We start from the raw sequence: 17,933 nt of genomic DNA on the forward strand, positions 1-17,933 counted from the left end.
GTGACCAGGCATTTCACCCGCGGTTCGGCACCCGCGACAGCCTTTCATTCCCACCGCGGGGGTACGACCGGAGCACAGTCCCGCAGGGTCGGCCGGACCCGGTGCGCAGCCGCCCTCCGCGCGCCGGGCCCGGCCTGTCTAGGAAGGCGGCCGCACCGGGACGCCGGACCGGTCCACCTCGGGCCAGCCGGCCGGCATCGGGCCCTCCGGCTCCGGCGGGCGCTCGGCGGCCACAACCGGTTCGGTGGTCGCCGGCCACAGCCGCGGGCGCCGCCGGGCCGCCAGGTCCTCGGCCCAGCCGAACAGGACCACCGCGACCGCCGTCCCCGCGAAGGTGACGCCGAGCGTGACCGGCCCCTCCAGCTTTCCGAGGTCGTCCAGCCCGGTGCGTTCGAGGACCGGCCACACCGCTGCGATCGCCACCCCGTGCCACAGGTACACGGTGACCGCCCGGGCGTTGAGCAACGTGATCAGGCGGTGCAGCGCCGAGATCCGCTCCACCCGCTCCATCGGCGGCTGCCAGCGCAGCGCCAGCAGGACGAAGGCCAGCGAATACATGGCCTGCGCCTCGGAGGCCTCGTTCAGGTCCCACCCGGTGTCGGCGTGCCCCCGGTTCAGCCAGTACAGGCCCAGCCCGGCCAGCGCCACGAAGGCCGCCCCGACAGCCGCCGGGCTGAGACGGCGCAGCCGGCCGTCACGGTGGGCGAAGCCGGCCAGCCAGCACGCGCCGTACGTGGCGAGGTCCCAGAGCGCGGACTCGACGGCGGCGGGCATGCCGAAGTCGCCGCGCTCCAGGACGGCCATCAGCAGCAACGGCGCGGCCAGCAGCGGCCAGCCGATCCGCCGGAACAGCGGGAACACCAGCGGGGAGAGGACGACGAGCCACAGATAGGTGCGGACGTACCAGAGGGCATCCCAGACGAACGCCGCCTCGTCGCTGCCCGGCGGATCGCCCAGCGGCAACACCCAGAAGAGCAACGTGACCGGCCGGAACGGGTGCTCGCCGCCGGACTCGGCGGACCACCCGGTGGCGAGCATGGCCGGCACCGCGAGCAGCCCGAGCAACCACACCGGCGGAAGCAGGCGCCGCAGCCGGGAAGTGACCACCTGCCCGGCCGCACGCTTCTGCAGAGAGGCGGCGGTGAGCGAGCCGGCCACCGCGAACATCACGCCCATGGCCGGGAACACGATGGACAGCCACGGCCATCCGAAGTGGTGGTAGACGACGACCCGGACGAGGGCGGCGGCACGGAGCAGGTCCAGGTATCGGTTACGCACCGCGAAACCGTAGCGGCGGCCCCCCGGCTGCCGGGACCCGTCGCCCGGCCAGCAAGGTGGGCCTGAGCGGGTTACCCCGTCCGGGGGAAGTCGTGCGGTTCGCGGTGCGACTGTGCGACGCGTGTGCCTCGCCCCGAGCGGCGTCGAGGCAGCTCAGGCCGTACCCGCGAAAGGTCTTCACCAAAAGCGTTGCCGAACGCCGTGCCGGCGGCGAAGTGACCGGGCCGGGCCCACACCGTTGGTCAACTAGCGAGCGCCGCGGACAGGCCGGGGCGCATGGACTCGACGGGAAACACCGGGTATGCGGAAACCTCTGGTAGTGCTCTGCGCGGCTGCCGCGACGCTGGCCGCGGGCGGCATCGCCGCCAACGCGCTGGCACAGGAGCCGCCGGACACTCCGGACATGGCGGACTTCGAGATTTTCGAGGAGCCGGTGCTGCCCGGACTGGACGGTGACAACCTGCTCGGGCCGTTCCCCGATGTGGACGACGCGGGCGGCGAGCCGGGCGCGGACCCCCCGGCCCGGCGTCCCCGGCCGGGGATCAGCAGCTCCGACCCCGTCGATCCGGCGCTGATCGACCCGTCACCGTCCCCGTCGGTGTCGTCGCCCGCCCGTCCGGCCCGGCCTTCGGCGTCACCGTCGCCGAAGGACCAGGTGGACGTCGAGCGGCCCCGGCCGCGGGCCGACGAGCAGCGCGCGTTCCGGCAGGCGCCGGGCCTCGCGCGCCCGGCCGCCGACCCGCTGGCCGCCGCCCGCACCGCGGTGTCCCGGTCGTCGATCTCGGCCAGCCCGCACGCCCCGGTGCAGCAGCAGGTCCTCGCCCTGGTCAACCGCAACCGCCGCAGCCACGGCTGCGGCTCGCTGACGGTCGACCGGCGGCTGATCGAAGCGGCCAACCGGCACGCGTCCGATATGGCCCGGCGCGGGTATTTCGACCATGAGGACTCCCGCGGGGATCGGGCGGGGCATCGGGTGGCTGACGCGGGTTACAGCTGGAAGCGGTACGGGGAGAACATCGCCCGTGGCCAGGAGACGCCGTACGAGGTGGTGAACGACTGGATGAACAGCCCGGAGCATCGGGAGAACATCCTCGACTGCCGGCTCGACGAGATGGGGGTGGGGCTGGCCTTCGACCGGGATGACACGCCGTACTGGGTGCAGGACTTCGCGACTCCGCGCTGAATCCCGCGTAAAGAGAACAGGCCGCCCCCGCGTCATGCGGGAGCGGCCTGCCGGTCGTCGGCGGATCAGGTTCCGGGACGGCGCCCGATCACCTTCACGGTCATGCCGATCTTGCCGATGCTCCAGTACTTCTGGGCATCCTGCCGGAGCAGGTTGACGCAACCGTGCGAACCACGCCACTTGTCGTGGATGTAGGTGGTGGTCTCGTGGAAACCACGCCCGCCGATGAAGCGCTGCCAGTAGGGCAGCCACACCTCGTACGGGTCCGACCATTCCTTCTTGGTCCGCTTATTGATCTTGAAGGTGCCCGCCGGGGTCCGGTAACCCTTGTAGCCGGTCCGGGTGACCGTCGGCTTGACGTGCACCTTTCCGTTCTTCATCACCCACGTCGTCTGCAGCGTCAGGTTGACGCAGAAGGTGACGCCCTTCTTCTTCGCCTTGCAGGCCGCCGTCTTCGTCGACGCCAGCCGCTTGGCGACGTCGTAGGTCGTCGGGCCGGCGAGCCCCTTGGCCGGCTGGATGCCGAACCGCTTCTGGAACTTCACGATCGCGGTGCAGTCGGCGGCGGACTGCTTGCCGTCGACCGTGACCGCTCCGTATCCGCCCAGCTTCTTGAGGTAGCCCTCGACCTGCTTCTGGTACTTGCCGGTCGCGCACGACGCGGCAGCCGCCTTGGCGACCACCGTGGTGGCCACGGCTGCGGTCACCGGAGCGGTCCGCACTGCCGCACCGGCGCCCGCCGGTGTCAGCGCGATCGCGCCGAGACCGCCACCCACCAGCACCGCCATGACGGTGCCGGTGAGGCGGGCGGAAACCCGTCTCACTGCCAAATCACTTCCTCCCCAGGAGTGGTGTCCGCACATCGAAGCACAGCGGCCCCGGCCGTGACACGACCGGGAGCACGGTGACATGAATCCGGGATGTCAGCCCGCCCGGCCCGATTCCGGGATTCGCCGGGATCGCGGCATAGAGTGGCCTCTGTGTCTCGCACCCGTTCACGGACCGTGATCATCTCCGCTGGTCTCCTGGTGCTGTTCCCGATGACCGCGGCCTCCTGCGACGACGAGGACCCCGGCGTGCGTCTGGGCGCCGCCTCGGTGGGCGCCGTGGACGAGATCATCGAGGCGCCCGCGACCGTCGTGGCGCGGACCGCCGCGACGCTCACCGCCCCGGCCGCCGGCACCCTGACCGACCTGCTGGCCGAGCCCGGCGAGAAGGTCGCCGAGGGCGACGTGCTCGCCGTGATTCACTCGCCCGAGTTGGAACGCCGCCGGGACGCCGCCCGGGAGGCCCTCGACCAGGCACCCTCCGGCGGCGGACTGCCCGCGGGCGGCGTGTCCGGCTTCACCGAGGTGCGCCACCGCACCGACAAGCAGGCCGGCCAGGCGTTCGACCAGGCCCGGGAGGCCGCCGACCAGATCGCCGATCCGGAGGTGAAGAAGACGCTGCGACACCAGATCGACGCGGCCGAGCAGCAGTACGCGGCGGCATCGGCCGCCGCTGACACCGCGGTGCGGTCGGTGCAACGCGGCGTGGCGTCACTCGGCCGGGCGGTCGGCGCGATCTCCGCGGCGCAGCAGCTGCAGGCGAAGCAGGCGTACGACCTTGCCGACGCGGCCGTCGACGCCCTCACCCTCCGGGCGCCCGTGGCCGGTGTCGTCCAGTGGGGCGGCACCGCGCCGCCGGCCACCGCCTCCCTCGACCAGCTCTTGCAGGGCGGGGCGCCCGCCGCACAGGCGCCGGCGGCCGGAGTCGACACCGCGATCCCGGAGGGCGGTTACGTCGCGGCCGGCGCCCCGGTGGTCACGGTCGTGGACACCAGCCGGCTCGGCCTCTCCGCCGAGGTGGACGAGACCGACGTGCTGCTGGTGGAGCCCGGGGTGAAGGCCACCATGGAACTGGACGCCGCGCCGGGCGCCGTCTATCCGGCCACCGTGCGCGCCACCGACCTGCTGCCCACCACCTCGGCGCGCGGCGGCATCTCCTACCAGGTGCGGCTCGACCTGGGCGCCGGGTCGTACGGTGGCGACGGCGAGGCCGCACCCACCCCGCGCCCCGGGATGAGCGCGGTGCTCCGGCTGACCGTGCGGCAGGCCACCGACGCCGTGACCGTGCCCGCCTCCGCCGTGGTGACCGCCGACGGCCGGGAGACCGTGTGGGTGGTCCGCGACGGCCGCTACCAGGCCGCCGAGGTGACGCTCGGCGTGCAGGGCGAGGACACCGTGCAGGTGGTCTCCGGGGTGGCGGCCGGCGAACGGATCGTGGTCGCCGGCGCCGACCGGGTCACCGCGGGCGCCACCGTCGAGTGACCACCCCAGCGATCGTCGCCACCGACGTGTCCCGGACCTACGAGCTGGACGGTCTCTCCGTGCCGGCGCTGCGCGGCGTCTCGCTGACCGTGGCGGCGGGGGACTACGTCGCGCTGGTCGGCGCCTCCGGCTCCGGCAAGTCCACGCTGATGCACCTGCTCGGCGGCCTGGACCGGCCGACCGGCGGCACCCTGCTGATCGGCGGGCGCGACGTGGCGTCGCTGACCCCGAACGAGCTCGCGGAGCTGCGCAACACCACGATCGGATTCGTGTTCCAGTCGTTCCACCTGCTGACCCGGACCACCGCCCAGGACAACGTCGGCCTGCCGCTGGTCTACCGCGGCATCGGGCGGCGCGAACGGCGGGCCCGGGCCGCCGCGATGCTGGAACGGGTCGGGCTGGCGCACCGGATCACCCACCGACCCAACCAGATGTCCGGCGGCGAACAGCAGCGGGTGGCCATCGCCCGCGCCCTGGTCACCGGCCCGTCGGTGCTGCTGGCCGACGAGCCGACCGGCAACCTGGACTCGGTCACCGGGCAGTCGGTGCTGGCCCTGCTCGAATCGCTCAACGCCGACGGCGTGGCGGTCGTGCTGGTCACCCACGACCGGGAAGTGGCAGAACGCGCGCGCCGGCAGATCGTGATGCGGGACGGCCTGATCGTGTCGGCCTCATGAGGCTCGCGGAGGCCTGGCGCGTCGCCCTCGACGCGCTGCGCGCCAACCGGCTGCGCAGCATGCTGACCATGCTCGGGGTGGTGATCGGCGTGGCCGCGGTGGTCGCGCTGGTCGCCATCGGCACCGGCACCAAGGAGCAGATCGAACGCCAGGTCGAGGGCCTCGGCTCCAACCTGCTGATCGTGGTGCCCGGCCGGCTGACCGCGGGCGCCGCGCCCACCTCGTCACCGCTCACCCTCGACGACGTCGACGCGGTCACCCGGGTGGTCGGCGACCGGACCCGGGTCGCGGTCACGATCAGCTCCGGCGAGACCGTGCGGGCCGGGTCACGGTCCGGCTTCGCGAGCATGCAGGGCGTGCTGGAGACCACCCCGTCGGTCTTCGTGCGGCGGCTGGACCGCGGGACCTACCTCACGCGTACGGACGTGAGCACCGGACGCCGCGTCGCGGTCCTCGGCGCCGGGCTGGCCGGAACCCTGTTCGGCGACCGCGACCCGGTCGGGCGGCAGATCACCATCGGGGGCGTCCGGTTCCGGGTGATCGGCACGTTCGAGCCGCTCGGGCAGAGCCTCGGCGTGGACCGGGACGGCGAGGTGCACGTCCCGGTCACCGCGGCCCAGCGTCTGCTCGGCACCGAACGCATCGACGGCCTGGCCATCCGCGCCCCCGACCGGGAGGAGATCGACCGGCTCGCCGCGGACATCGTCGCCACCCTCGCCGAACGCCACCCGGACACCGACTTCAGCGCGGTCACCCAGGAGCAGATCCTCGGCGTGCTCGGCGACATCCTCGGCGTCCTCACCGGGGTCCTCGCCGCCATCGCCGGGATCAGCCTGCTGGTCGGCGGCGTCGGCGTCTCCAACATCATGCTGGTCTCGGTCCGGGAACGGACCAAGGAGATCGGCCTGCGCAAGGCCGTCGGCGCCCGGCCCCGCGACATCGGGGTGCAGTTCCTGCTGGAGGCGGTGCTCCTGACCACCACCGGGGGAGTGCTCGGCATGCTGCTCGGCGGCACGTCCGCGCTGCTCGTGGACCGGCTCAGCCCGGTGCCGGCCGCGCTCACCTGGTGGTCGATGGCTCTCGCGTTCGGCGTCTCCGCGGCGGTCGGCATCATCTTCGGCGTGGTGCCGGCACAGCGGGCAGGCCGGCTCGACCCGGTGGTCGCCCTGCGTACCGAATGACCGTCTCGTCCCCATAGGGCCACCCGCCGGGACGCCGCTCAACTGCCGCTGCCCCGGGCCGAAAGAAGGGAGAACGACCCCCGGAGGAGAGACGTGCCGTTTCAGATGCGCGACCCGCACGGCGCCGCCCGTGCCCTCGCCTACCTGAGCCTGGCCGCCGGGGCGTACAACATGGTGACCGGCGTCTTCATGAAGCTGGGGGCGCCGATCGAGGAGGTGCTCACCCTCGGCGTGGTCTCCTGCGCCTTCCTGCTCATCGCCGTCGTGTGCCTGCGCCGCCCGGCACGGCTGCCCCGGGCCTTCTGGCTGTCCGTGCCGTTCGTGTCGGTCGCCGTGATCGCCGGCCTGAACTACGGCACCGCCGACACCTCCACCGGCGTGCAGTTGTTCTACCTGTGGCCGCTGCTCTACAGCGCGTCCTACCTCAGCCGGGCGATGGTCGCCGCCACCGTCGCCGCGATCTCCGCCGGGACCGCCGCCACCGTCTTCACGTTCCTGGAGGCCGGGCAGGCCCTCAACGACTGGATCGCCGTCACCGTGGCCATGGCGATGACCGGGCTCGTCGTGTGCTCCCTCGTCGAACGCAACGCCCGGCTCCGCGACGTCCTCGAGGTCCAGGCCACCTCCGACGCACTGACCGGCGCCGCCAACCGGCGCGCCTTCGACGCCCGGCTCACCACCGCCGCCGCGGATGCCGTGCAGGGCGGCCGGCCCGTCGCCCTGGTGATGGTCGACGTCGACCACTTCAAGAAGATCAACGACACCTGGGGGCACGCCGTCGGCGACCGCGCGCTACGCGCCGTCGCCGACGCGCTGCGCGCCGCCGGCAACGGCGACCAGCTGGTGGCCCGGCTCGGCGGCGACGAGTTCGCGGTGCTGTTGCGCGCCGCCCCCTACGAAGCCATCCGGTACGCCGAGCACGCACGCGCCCTGGTCGCGGCGACCGCCGGCCTTCCCTCCGGCCCGCCCGACCTGAGCATCGGGGTGGCCGTCCTCCCGGACCACGCCGGCACCGGTGAGGAACTCCAGCGGGAGGCTGACGCCGCGCTCTACCGGGCGAAGGCCCTGGGGCGCGGTCGCAGCATGCTGGCCGGCGCCCCGATCGGCCGGCACAGCGCCCCCGCCATGAGCTGACCCGGCCGCCCGCTCACCGCCGGCTCCCTGTCCCGCCCACCCGCGGCGCGCCCACCGCGCCACCCCACGCGCCCATCGCGCCCACCGCGCCACCCCACGCGCCAGCCCGGTGCCCGCCGCGCCCGCCGCGCCGGCCGCTCGCTCACCGCGCCGCCTGCCCGCTTGCCGGCCCAACCATGTGTGTGAAGTTACGGTTCGAATCGAGCCGCAACTTCACACACTCGTCGGCTTGCCGCCGTCAGCGCGGGTGGACGATCGGCTGCTCCGCGGTCGCCTCGTCGAGGGCGCCGTTCGCCGCCTGCCCCGGCTGCGCCGCGTGTCCCGAATCGGCCTCGTCGGTGGCCCGCTCGCTCAGCAGACCGAGGATCTCCGCGGGCCTGCGCGGGTACGGCCCCCAGCCGTCCCGCAGCACGTGGATGTACACCGACTCCAAGCACACCCCGACCCGCTCGACCAGATCCGAGTCCGCCGGTGACCCCAGCCGGATGGCCCGCGCGAAGTGGTCGAGGGCCTCCATGTGCCGCCCCTGGTCGAAGCAGCTGCGCCCGGCGTTCTCGTGCACCACGCTGCGCACCGCCGCCGACACGTCCGCCTCCACCGCCCGCTGGAACAGCCGGTCGGCCTCCAGGTAGTCGCCGCGCAGCCGCAGCACGTGCGCCAACTCCGCCTGCGCGATCACCATCGACTGCAGATCCTGCGCCGACTCCGCGTGCGCCAGCGCCAGCCGGCTCGCCGCCGCAGCCATACCGAGCTCCCCGAGCAGGCGATAGACCTCCGCCCGTACGCTCAGCAGCCCCGCCTTGACGATGTTGTCCGCCTCGTCGGCGAGAGGGCCGTCCAGCCGCTCACCCAGTGCTCGTAGCGCGTCCCGGTCGTCCACGACCTCCCGCAGCGTGGCCCCGTCCAGCCGCCACCGGATCGCCGACAGTTCGGCCGCCGACAACGGCAGGTGAGGCGCCAGTTCCGGCCCTTGCTGCTCCGGCCCCCGCACTTCCGCTGCCGTGCCCGGCCCTGTTCCCGTGCCCGGCCCTGTTCCCGTGCCCGATCCAGCCTGCGGGTTCGATTCAGCCTGCGCGCCCGGCCCCGTTTCCGCGCCCGTTTCGGATTGCGCGTCCGAGCTCGGACCGCTTCCCGTGCCCGGACCAGCCACTGCTCCCGGCTCGCTCCCGGCGTCCGTTCCAGCCCCGGCTCCCGCGGCCGCCCCCGTCCCGGTTTCCGCCGCTGCGCGGTTCGTGTCAGCCGTCTCACCGTTCGCCGGTGGGACGTCCGCCGGATCCCGCGCCGCGTCGGCCGCAGCCGTCTCCGCAGCGACCTGAGCCGGAGTCTTGGCCGCGAACCAGCCGCGGCCGAGCGCCGTGTCCGAGTACCGCCGAGGCTCCTGATCCGGCCCCGAGAGCGACAGCTTCGCGATCGGCCGCAGGTTGTGCCAGGTCCCGTCCGCGTCCATGTACGGAGCGTCCTGCTCCGCACCCTCTCCAGCCGGCGAACCAGCCGCGGCGTCTTGAACCCGCTCGTCAGCCCCGTGCTGCGGCGAGCCGGACCGAGGCATCTCCCAGGGACTACGCCCGGCCTCACCCGGAACCCCGTCCCGTTGCCCGGGCTGCGCCGCAGCAGCGGGCTCGCCCGTCGTCCCAGGCCCACCAGGCTGCACCGGCCCGCTCCCGGAAACCGGCGCACCCGCCGGCACGGGCCCGGCTGCCGCGACCGGCGCACCCGCCGGCACGGGCCCGGCTGCCGCGACCGGCGCACCCGCCGAGACGGGCCCGGCAGCTGCGACCGGCGCACCCGCCGAGACGGGCCCGGCAGCTGCGACCGGCGCACCCGCCGAAACGGGCCCGGCTGCCGCGACCGGCGCACCCGGCGGCACGGACCCGGCAGCCGCCACCGGCACCACCGCCGGAGCAGGTCCACCCACCGCCGAAGCGGGCGAAGGCTGACCCGTCGCGTTCGGCCGCTGCCCGGGCGTCAAAATCGACCGGGCACCCGGGGCGGACGCAGGATGTGCCACACCCTCCGTGTGACGCGCCTGCTGCTGACCCGCGTTCGCCTCACCCGGGCGCGCACCGGGTGCCTCCGGGGCCGCGGGTCGTGCCGTACCCCCGTCGCCCGCCCCCGCATCACCGATGGTGGCCGGCCCACGCTGCTCCGGCAGCCCCATCGGAGTAGGCGCCGCCCAAGCGTTCTGCTGCCCCGCCACCGGCGGCTGACCGTGAGCCCCGCGGGCCCAGTGGCCTGCCGCCGCCCCCGGGCCGTCCACGTCGCGCTGTTCACTCGCGACGTGCCGCCCGATCCGCTCAGCCTCATCACGCCGCTGCGCGCCCGGCGACGCACCAGCAGGCCCGTTCTCCGCACCAGCAACCTGAGCCCGCGCTCCAGCAGGCTGGATCTGCGGCCCAGCAGGCTGACCCTGCGCTCCAGCAGGCTGCATCGGCGGCCCAGCAGGCTGGCCCTGCGCCCCAGTAGCCGGAACCGGAGTTCCAGCCGCCGGGGTCTGCGGCGCGACAGGCGTACCGCCCGCAGCCCTCTGATCAACGTCTTGCCGGTTGGCCGGCGGCCATGCGTTCTCCGGACGCGCCCCCGCGGCATCCGGAACAGGCCGAACCGGCGAACCGGTAGTCCAAGCAGGCGCCGGCCGCTCCACCACTCCAGCAGGCGGCGGCCAGGCCGCAGCCGGTACTCCGGGCGCCTCCTGCGGGGTTATCGGCCGAGCCGGCGACACCGGCCGCGCGCCGGCGGGCGGCTGCGCCTCGTCCGGAACCATCGCCCACGGCCCGTCCCCGTCGGGCAGGAACACGTGCGCCGTCCGCGGGGTCCGCCGCGAACGCTGCTGCGGAACCTCCGCCCCGGAACGCCCCGCGACACCGGGCTGCGGCATGCCCCCACGCGGAATCTCCCCGGACACAGCAGGTCCCGGCATCACCCGCCCCTGCTGCTCACCGCCGAACCGAACATGTCCTGATTCCGCGGGCCCGGGCACCGCGCCGTTCCCGAACGGGATCCGCCCGGATTCCGCCGGTCCGGGCGCCGGCCGCCCCGCTGCCTGCTGCGGCACGCTCTCGAACGGGATCCGCCCGGATTCCGCAGGCGCCGGCAACGGCCCGGCCTGCCGCGGCACGTCACCGAGCGGAATGGTCCCCGACACCGAAGGCGCGGGCATAGTAGGCCGCCCGGCCGAGTACTGCGGCCCACCGGCATGCTGCGTCCCACCGGTTTGCTGCGCCCCACCAGCCGGCGACTGCGGTCGCGCATCAGCCGGCGTGGGACCCTCCGCATATCCCGCCACCGGCGACTGCGGCCGCGCACCGTCCACCGCCGCATGACCGGCCACCGTCCGTGCCTGCGCCTCCGGCGAGCCAATACCGGGCTCCACCGGACGACCGTCGTGCGATACCAGGCGACCGTCGTGCGATACCGGGCGACCGTCCTGCGCCGTCGGGCGACCGGCCCGCGCGGCCTCAGCCGGCAGCTGCGGCGCACCCGGCCCGATCACCCGAGCCGGCGGAACCGGCGCCGGCGCCGCAACGACACGCGGCGTCACCGGCGGGTCAGCCTTGATCACGCGAGGCTGCGGCGGCGGACCAGACCGGCTGACAACCTTCGGGGGTACGGCCGGAGCAGCTCGCCGCACCACGCGAGGCCCGTTCTCGCCACCGGCCCCACTGTCCGGTCCCGCGCCCGGCGCCCCACCATCACGCCGCTGCTGCGCGTCAGCACCTTCACCCGGACCGTCCGAAGCCGTTCCGGGCTCCGCCCACTCACGCTCGTCAGCGGCAGCGGGTGCCACCTCTTCCGGAAGGGGCCGCACCGGGCGGTCGTCCGTCCCGGCCCCCGGCTGCCGGACGGCCTCCACCCCTGCCCGGCCGACGGCCTCCATCCCTGCCTGGCCGACGGCCTCCACCCCTGCCCGGCCGACGGCCTCCATCCCTGCCTGGCCGACGGCCTCCACCCCAGCCCGGCCGACGGCCTGCTCACCACGGGCGACCGGTTGGTGGTCCACACCGGCGCGACGGGTGGCGTCCTCGTCGGGGCGTTCGACGGGTAGGTCGACGCGGCGGCTCTCCTCGACGGCACGACCGCCGAGTGCACGCTCGTCCTCCCAGCCCTGGCCGGCCACTTCGCGGGCCACGCCGAGCTGCTCGCGAGCGATGTCCGGGCGTTCGCCGCGGGCCGGCCCACGAGGGTCGCGGACGGTCTCCGGGCGTTCGTCGCGGGCCGGCCCACGCGGATCACGGCCGATCTCCGGGCGTTCGTCGTGGACCGCGTGGCGGTCGTCGTCCCGGTACGGGTCGTAGGGGTCGGCGGGCACCTGCGCACGGCCGGTCACCGGACGGTCGTCGGGCCATCCGGGACCGCGGCGCACGTCCGTCTCGTCGCGGCGGGACCGGCGGCCACCCGGCGGCCGGATCGGGCCGAAATCGTCCTCGTCCCAGGCGGAGCCACGGCCCCGCGGGTCGCGCTCGTCCTCGTAGCGTGCCGGGCGTACCCCGTACCCACCGTTGTGGTCCGTCTCAGGCGAACCGCGGCGCGCGTCGCGGCCGTGGCGGCGGTCCTGGTCGGCGGTCCGCCGATCGCCGCGAGCCGGCTCCTCCCAGTATTCGTCCGAGCCCAGCTCGATGGTCCGGCCGCTCGGCGGCATCCGGCGGTCGTCGACCCAGTCGGGGTCGGTCCGCGGCTCACCCGGGCGCCGGATCGCACCGTCACGACGCAGATCGTCACCCTCGGGAGCCCGGCGCGAACCACCGGGCACGGGGTCACGCCGCGGTTCGCCGGGCAAGGGGTCACGCCGTGGTTCGCCGGGCGCAACCGCACGCCGTGGTTCGCCGGGCAAGGGGTCACGCCGCGGTTCGCCGGGCGCAACCGCACGCCGCGGGGCGCCCTCACGGGTGTCACGGCGTGGGTCGTCGGCGCGGGGTGCGCGGCGCGGGTCGTCGATGCGGCGGGCGGGGGCGGGGCCGCGGTCGTTCTCGTCGCGGCGGTCGTCGGCGCGGGTGCCGCCGGAGCGCCGGCCGCGGTCGTCGGCGAGGCGGTCGTCGTCCCAGACCTCGGCGCGCCGGGGTGCGTCCTCGCGGGCGCGGTGCTTGTCGTAGCGGTCCCCGGTCTCCTGACGTCCGGCGCCGCGCCGGGCGCCGCGGCGCAACTCCGGGCGGGCCGCCGGGTCGATGATCGGGAAGTCGGGTTTGTCGAAGTCGACGCCGAGCTCGGGGCGGTTGAAGTCGATGTCGTCGAACTCGTCGCCGGCCAGGTTCTCCACCGACGTGTCGATCGGGACGAAGTCGGGGTCGTCCAGCCAGCTCGGGCGTTGCGCGTCGAAGGCGGCGCGGGTGCGCGGGCGAGCACTTTCGTCGAGCTCGTCGCCGCTGCGGCGCCGGGTGGGGATCACCGGGTCGGGGGCGCTGCGGCGTTCGAAGTGCTTCTCCTGGACAACCGCGTGCTGCGGCATGAACGAGTACTCCGTGTACTCGTCCTCCCAGTACTCGTCGTCCTCGTAGCTCACGAGGCGGCCCCGAACCGGCTGGGGGTCGACCCGCTGCCCCGTCGCCGCATCCGTGCCACCATCCTCACCCCTGTCCCACCTCGCGCATCCGGTGCCCGCCCCTCGCGCCCCGATCGATCCCTGCCACGTGATGGATGTGGAAGGTTAATCACGGATTTGCGCGGTGCGCCACCGTCCTGCGGACCCCTGTGCTGGCGCCCGCGGACCACCCACGGGTGCCGACCGTGCCGGCGCCGCAGCCCGCCGGAGAAGGTCGATCGAGCGGGTATACGTCCGGTGGGGGCAACCGGTTCAATGCCGTAAGCAGTCACTATGCCGGGGATCCGACAGTACGCACGGAGGCGCGGCGAGGGTTCGCCCGATCAACGAGAATCGTTCTCCGCAGGTGACGGGATGGACGTCGACTTAAGAACGTTTTAAGGTTCTCTTCAGGCCAGCTAGAGACTTGCGGGTGACCCTCAAAAGGTGACGCCGGGCGTGTCGAAGGACACTCCCGGCATCCGCGGATCATGGGGCCGTCGTCTGTCACGTTTGGTGAGCGCCCGGTTCGAGGATCGGGCGCCCCGCCACGGTGACACTCGCGGCGGGCCCCGGATCCCCGGACCCACGGACTCCCCGGCACTCGCGGCCGCCGCCCCCCAGTCAAGCGGCCGCACGCGCCCGAGACGATCCGCGGGGGACGACGCCCCCGAAGTTCCTTCGCGGACGGCAGTTTGTGGCGCGGGAGCCGGGACGAGAGACGGCGGCGGGAAGCTATTCCCGCCGCCGTTTCGTCTCTCCAGCTCCACCCACGCTGGGGATCATGTGTGGGTGCCGGCTGGGCGCGGCGGGCCGGTGGTGAGGCTTGTTCGCGGGCTGGGGATCATGTGTGGGTGCCGGCTGGGCGCGGCGGGCCGGTGGTGAGGCTTGTTCGCGGGCTGCGGATCATGTGTGGGTGCCGGCTGGGCGCGGCGAGCCGGCGGTGAGGCTTGTTCGCGGGCTGCGGATCAGGTGTGGTTGCCACCTGGTCAGAGGCGGCCGTCGCGGGTGAAGTGGCCGATGCGGCGGGGGAGTGCCAGGCCCTCGGCGGCCAGGGCGGTGAGCAGCGCGGACAGCTCGGTGCGGGTCAGGGTGGCGGCGGCGGCCGGGTCGGGGTGGGGTACGTCCAGGGCGATGGCCGCCTCGATGGCCCGGGAACCGATGGCGGCCTCGACGGCCCAGACGCGGTGGGCGCAGAGGGCCGAGTGCGCGGAGACGGTCAGGTCACCGTGCAGGCGTAACAGGCGGCGCAGGTCGGCGGCGAGCTTTTCGATCGGAGGGCCGTAGGGCTGCTGCGGCGGCCGGCGCCAGTCGTGGTCGCGGAGCGCGGCCCAGCAGCGTGGCAGCAGGCCGGCGGCGACGGCCAGGGACGCCGGCACGGTGAGGACGAGCAGGATGCGGAGTGTCACGGCGCGCTCCTCGTCGAGGGAGAGCGGGGCTGTGTCTCCGACCTTCCGCCGACGCCTGCCGGACGTCAACACACTTTTGTGCGACTCGCACGCATGGGGAAAGCGCCTCACTCCAACGGGAAAGCCAGGAAAGGGGCACGGGAAACGCGGGAGCTTGCGGTGGGACAGCGGTGCCGGGGGCGGGACAGCGGTGCCGGGGCGGGACAGTGGTGCCGGGGCAGGACAGTGGTGCAGGGGCAGGACAGCGGTGCGGGGAGCGTCTCAGTGCATGCGGGCGGGACCGCCGAGCGGGAGGGAACGCTTCAGCCCGGCGGCCGCGCTGCGGCCGGGAGGGTGCGGGCGGGTCGCGGTGTGGCCCCGGGGCTCCGCATGGCTCGTACGATCAGCAGGTCTTGCCGTTGCGATCTCTCGCCTTGAGGCGGACCGTGGGCAGTTCCGGCGCCGGGAGCGGGTCGGCGGCGCAACCGGCGACGGCGCTGAAGCGCGCTCCGCCGGGGCCGGCCATCCACGCCGCCCGCGCCTCGACGATGTCCTCATGGCTGCGGCCGACGAAGTTCCACCACATGACCAGGGGTTCGGCGAAGGGTTCGCCGCCGACGAGGAAGAGGCGGGCCGGCCCGGTGGTCTCGACGGTGACCGAGGCGCGGCCGTCGCCGAGGTAGAGGAGCTCGCCGGGCGGCAGCGGGGTGCCGCCGACGGTCGCCGAGCCGGTCATCACCAGCAGACCGTGCTCGAAGCGGGGGTCCAGGTCCAGGACGTAGCGCACGGTCCCCGTGGCGACCAGTTCCGCGCCGACCAGCGGTGTGTGGACGGTGGCGGGGGAGACCAGATCGCCGAGCCGGCCGGCGACGACGGTGACCGTGAGGGTGCCGTCGGAGAAGGCGGGCAGGGTCGCGTGGTGCTCGAAGGCGGCCGGCCCGTGCCGTGCGGCGTCCGGCAGCGCGAGCCAGAGTTGCAGGCCGTGCATGCTGTCCGGGTGGTCCGGCGGGGTGAACTCGGAGTGCGCGATCCCGTGGCCGGAGGTCATCAGGTTGAGCTGCCCGGGGGCGATCAGCTGGTGGCTGCCCAGGCTGTCGCGGTGCTCGATGACGCCGTCGACGAGCCAGGTCACCGTCTGCAGGCCGGTGTGCGGGTGCGGCGGGACCTGCATGCCGGGGCGGCCGCTGACGTCGTCGGGGCCGAAGTGGTCGACGAAGCACCAGGCGCCGATCATCCGGCGTTCCCGGTGCGGGAGCAGGCGGCGCACCGTGGTCCAGCGGCCGAGCGGCACGTCGTGGCCGGGCAGCAGCACGCTGTCCGGGCCGGCTTGCACCACATCGCTCATAGAGGTCGAGCTTATGGCAGCAGCGTCGCCGAGCCCAGGACCCGGGTGATCGAGACCTCGATGACGACGCGGGCCGGGTTGGGGCGCGGGACGCGATAGCGGGCGGCGTAACGCTTCTCTGCGTCGGCCACCGGCGACGGCTCGTCGCGGACCACGGCGAGGCCTTCGACGGTGCTCCAGCGGCGGCCGTCGACCTGGCAGATCGCCACCCGCTGCTGGCCGCGGCGGATGTGCCGGACGTGCGCCGACGAGGCGGACGAGATGACCCGGGCCAGGCCGGCCGGCACGTCGAGGGTGGCGCCGACCGCGACCACGTGCGGCGAGCCGTCGGCGCGCAGCGTGGTGAGCGTGCACAGGTGCCGCTCGGTCCAGAACTCCTGGAGGGCCGCTGAGTCCAGCGGGACGACGCCGCTCATGCCGTCTCCGCCGGGAGTGCGCCGCGGCGGACCGCTCGGACCAGGGCGGCGTGGTCTCTCTCCACCTGGTCCGCGTACACCCGGGCGAAGCGGCACAGCGACTCGTCGAGCTTGTCGCCGCTGCCCACGTATCCGGCGATCACCGACGCCCCGCTGGTCCGGGCGTGGGACTTGGCCAGCAGGTACCCGCAGATGCCGGCGTAGTCGGCGAGTGCCCCGGCGTCGATGTCCTCGACAAGGATGGCCCCTTTCATGTCGCGGAACTGCCGCACGTAGAACTGGTGTTCGCCGTACGTCGTCCAGCCGAGCAGCGGGTCGCTGACCGTCTGGAGCGCCTGCTGATATTCCACCACCCGCTGCCCCTGGTGCCGGTGCCAGGCGCGGGCGCCGTGCTGGTGCCGCGCCACCACCGAGCGGCGGGCCTGCTTGAGCTGCAGGAACAGCACGTCGTCGCTGGTGCTGCCCTCGCACAGGGCGACGTACGCCCGCAGCCCCACCGACCCGACGCCGACCACCTTGTGCGCGATGTCGACGATCCGGTACCCGCCGAGGATCCGGGCCCAGTGCGGTTTCAGCGTGTTGAGATAGCCGTCCAGCGCCTCGGCCAGCCCGGCGCGTTCCTCCGGTGGGAGCCGGGTGATCAGCGGCGGCTCCTCGACCAGGCGGGCGGTGCCGTCCTGCCGCTCGGTGAACCGGGGCAGAGCGCGGTCGCTGGTGCGCCGCCGGGCCCGGCGGGCGGCGCGTTCGATCTCGTCGCGGAAGCTCGCCCGGCTGGTCGACGAGCGCATCCCCGCCACGTCGAGCTGGTCGAAGGCCCGGGCCAGCAGCGGCTTCTCGGCGAGCTTGGTGATCTGCAGCCGGTACTCCTCGACGCAGCGCCGCACCGCGGTCGCGCAGGCGCTCTCCCGGAAGTGGCTCTGCCGTCCGGCGACGTGCACGCTCACCACCAGGCGGCGCAGGTCCCACTCCCACGGGCCGGTGTGCGCCTCGTCGAAGTCGTTGAGGTCGAAGACCAGCTCCCGTTCCGGGGAGGCGTAGAAACCGAAGTTGCCCAGGTGGGCGTCTCCGCAGATGACCGGGCTGATGCCGGTGGACGGCAGGGCGGAGAAGTCGTCGGCCATCACGCCGGCCGAGCCGCGCAGGAACGCGTACGGCGAAGCGATCATGCGGCCGACCCGGACCGGGATGAGGTATTCGAGGCGGCCGGCGTGCGAGGCCGTCACCTGGCTGACCGGGTCGGCGCGGTGGTCGGGGGCGCGCCAGTGCGCCATGTCGGATCGGGGGGACCGGTCGCGCAGCGATCGACCGATCTCGTAACGTTGCGCCCGGGGCGCCGCGGCACGGCGCAGCGAGGTGAAGCCCTCGTCATCTACGCTGCCGGACACCAGGTGGGGTGACACTTCCATCGGTGCCGAGCGTACGTGTTCGCCGGTAAGGGCCGTACAGGGCTTCGGCAATGCCGGGTGTTATCGATAACATTCCGGAAACAGCGCAGAGGAACGGACCGGAC

At 73.9% G+C, this 17,933-nt stretch carries 12 protein-coding genes; 5 read left to right on the forward strand and 7 right to left on the reverse strand.

The window, feature by feature from the left end; all coding sequences use genetic code 11:
- Positions 1 to 138: 138 nt before the first annotated feature.
- Positions 139 to 1,278: an acyltransferase family protein gene (locus AC0NH5_RS28310; protein WP_474409593.1), complete on the reverse strand. Its 1,140-nt coding sequence runs from the start codon at positions 1,276 to 1,278 to the stop codon at positions 139 to 141.
- Between the two features lie 301 nt (positions 1,279 to 1,579).
- Between AC0NH5_RS28310 and AC0NH5_RS28315 the strand changes: the two genes are divergently transcribed.
- Positions 1,580 to 2,461, forward strand: coding sequence for a CAP domain-containing protein (locus AC0NH5_RS28315; protein ID WP_474409596.1), 882 nt, complete (start codon positions 1,580 to 1,582; stop codon positions 2,459 to 2,461).
- A 65-nt stretch (positions 2,462 to 2,526) separates the two neighbouring features.
- Here AC0NH5_RS28315 and AC0NH5_RS28320 read toward each other — a convergent pair whose 3' ends face one another.
- Complete coding sequence (locus AC0NH5_RS28320) at positions 2,527 to 3,249, reverse strand: L,D-transpeptidase family protein (protein WP_474409684.1); 723 nt, start codon at positions 3,247 to 3,249, stop codon at positions 2,527 to 2,529.
- A gap of 132 nt (positions 3,250 to 3,381) precedes the next feature.
- Here AC0NH5_RS28320 and AC0NH5_RS28325 point away from each other — a divergent pair, with 132 nt between their 5' ends.
- The 4 genes from AC0NH5_RS28325 to AC0NH5_RS28340 all read left to right on the forward strand — a co-directional run bounded on the left by AC0NH5_RS28325 (position 3,382) and on the right by AC0NH5_RS28340 (position 7,762).
- On the forward strand, positions 3,382 to 4,770 hold the full coding sequence (locus AC0NH5_RS28325; RefSeq protein ID WP_474409598.1) for an efflux RND transporter periplasmic adaptor subunit: 1,389 nt from the start codon (positions 3,382 to 3,384) through the stop codon (positions 4,768 to 4,770).
- Positions 4,767 to 5,447 carry an ABC transporter ATP-binding protein gene (locus AC0NH5_RS28330; protein WP_474409601.1) on the forward strand — a complete coding sequence of 227 codons (681 nt, stop codon included), beginning with the start codon at positions 4,767 to 4,769 and terminating at the stop codon, positions 5,445 to 5,447. Before AC0NH5_RS28325 ends, AC0NH5_RS28330 begins: the two co-directional genes overlap by 4 nt.
- Positions 5,444 to 6,628, forward strand: coding sequence for an ABC transporter permease (locus AC0NH5_RS28335; protein ID WP_474409604.1), 1,185 nt, complete (start codon positions 5,444 to 5,446; stop codon positions 6,626 to 6,628). The genes AC0NH5_RS28330 and AC0NH5_RS28335 overlap by 4 nt, the downstream gene beginning before the upstream one ends.
- Before the next feature lie 93 nt (positions 6,629 to 6,721).
- Positions 6,722 to 7,762, forward strand: a complete 1,041-nt coding sequence (locus AC0NH5_RS28340) for a GGDEF domain-containing protein (protein ID WP_474409607.1) — start codon at positions 6,722 to 6,724, stop codon at positions 7,760 to 7,762.
- Positions 7,763 to 8,000: 238 nt separating this feature from the next.
- Here the strand turns inward: AC0NH5_RS28340 and AC0NH5_RS28345 are convergent, their stop codons facing one another.
- The 5 genes from AC0NH5_RS28345 to AC0NH5_RS28365 all read right to left on the reverse strand — a co-directional run bounded on the left by AC0NH5_RS28345 (position 8,001) and on the right by AC0NH5_RS28365 (position 17,829).
- Entirely contained in the window at positions 8,001 to 13,256 is a 5,256-nt protein-coding gene (locus tag AC0NH5_RS28345) for a hypothetical protein (RefSeq protein ID WP_474409609.1), read from the reverse strand.
- 1,007 nt (positions 13,257 to 14,263) lie between these two features.
- On the reverse strand, positions 14,264 to 14,683 hold the full coding sequence (locus tag AC0NH5_RS28350; RefSeq protein WP_474409612.1) for a hypothetical protein: 420 nt from the start codon (positions 14,681 to 14,683) through the stop codon (positions 14,264 to 14,266).
- A 382-nt stretch (positions 14,684 to 15,065) separates the two neighbouring features.
- Positions 15,066 to 16,007, reverse strand: coding sequence for a pirin family protein (locus tag AC0NH5_RS28355; protein ID WP_474409615.1), 942 nt, complete (start codon positions 16,005 to 16,007; stop codon positions 15,066 to 15,068).
- An 11-nt stretch (positions 16,008 to 16,018) separates the two neighbouring features.
- The gene (locus tag AC0NH5_RS28360; RefSeq protein ID WP_474409618.1) at positions 16,019 to 16,423 is read right to left on the reverse strand and encodes a pyridoxamine 5'-phosphate oxidase family protein; all 405 of its coding nucleotides are present in this window, start codon (positions 16,421 to 16,423) and stop codon (positions 16,019 to 16,021) included.
- Positions 16,420 to 17,829 (reverse strand): DUF2252 domain-containing protein, encoded by a 1,410-nt coding sequence (locus tag AC0NH5_RS28365; protein ID WP_474409621.1) that lies wholly within the window; start codon positions 17,827 to 17,829, stop codon positions 16,420 to 16,422. The genes AC0NH5_RS28360 and AC0NH5_RS28365 overlap by 4 nt, the downstream gene beginning before the upstream one ends.
- Positions 17,830 to 17,933 lie beyond the last annotated feature (104 nt).

This window comes from Actinoplanes sp. 13, from assembly GCF_056134165.1.

Coding starts and splice junctions, on each gene's coding strand:
- AC0NH5_RS28365 (WP_474409621.1), bottom strand. CDS start 17,829: ATGGAAGTGTCACCCCACCTGGTGTCCGGCAGCGTAGATGACGAGGGC.
- AC0NH5_RS28320 (WP_474409684.1), bottom strand. CDS start 3,249: ATGGCGGTGCTGGTGGGTGGCGGTCTCGGCGCGATCGCGCTGACACCG.
- AC0NH5_RS28325 (WP_474409598.1), top strand. CDS start 3,382: ATGTCAGCCCGCCCGGCCCGATTCCGGGATTCGCCGGGATCGCGGCAT.
- AC0NH5_RS28360 (WP_474409618.1), bottom strand. CDS start 16,423: ATGAGCGGCGTCGTCCCGCTGGACTCAGCGGCCCTCCAGGAGTTCTGG.
- AC0NH5_RS28355 (WP_474409615.1), bottom strand. CDS start 16,007: ATGAGCGATGTGGTGCAAGCCGGCCCGGACAGCGTGCTGCTGCCCGGC.
- AC0NH5_RS28315 (WP_474409596.1), top strand. CDS start 1,580: ATGCGGAAACCTCTGGTAGTGCTCTGCGCGGCTGCCGCGACGCTGGCC.
- AC0NH5_RS28335 (WP_474409604.1), top strand. CDS start 5,444: ATGAGGCTCGCGGAGGCCTGGCGCGTCGCCCTCGACGCGCTGCGCGCC.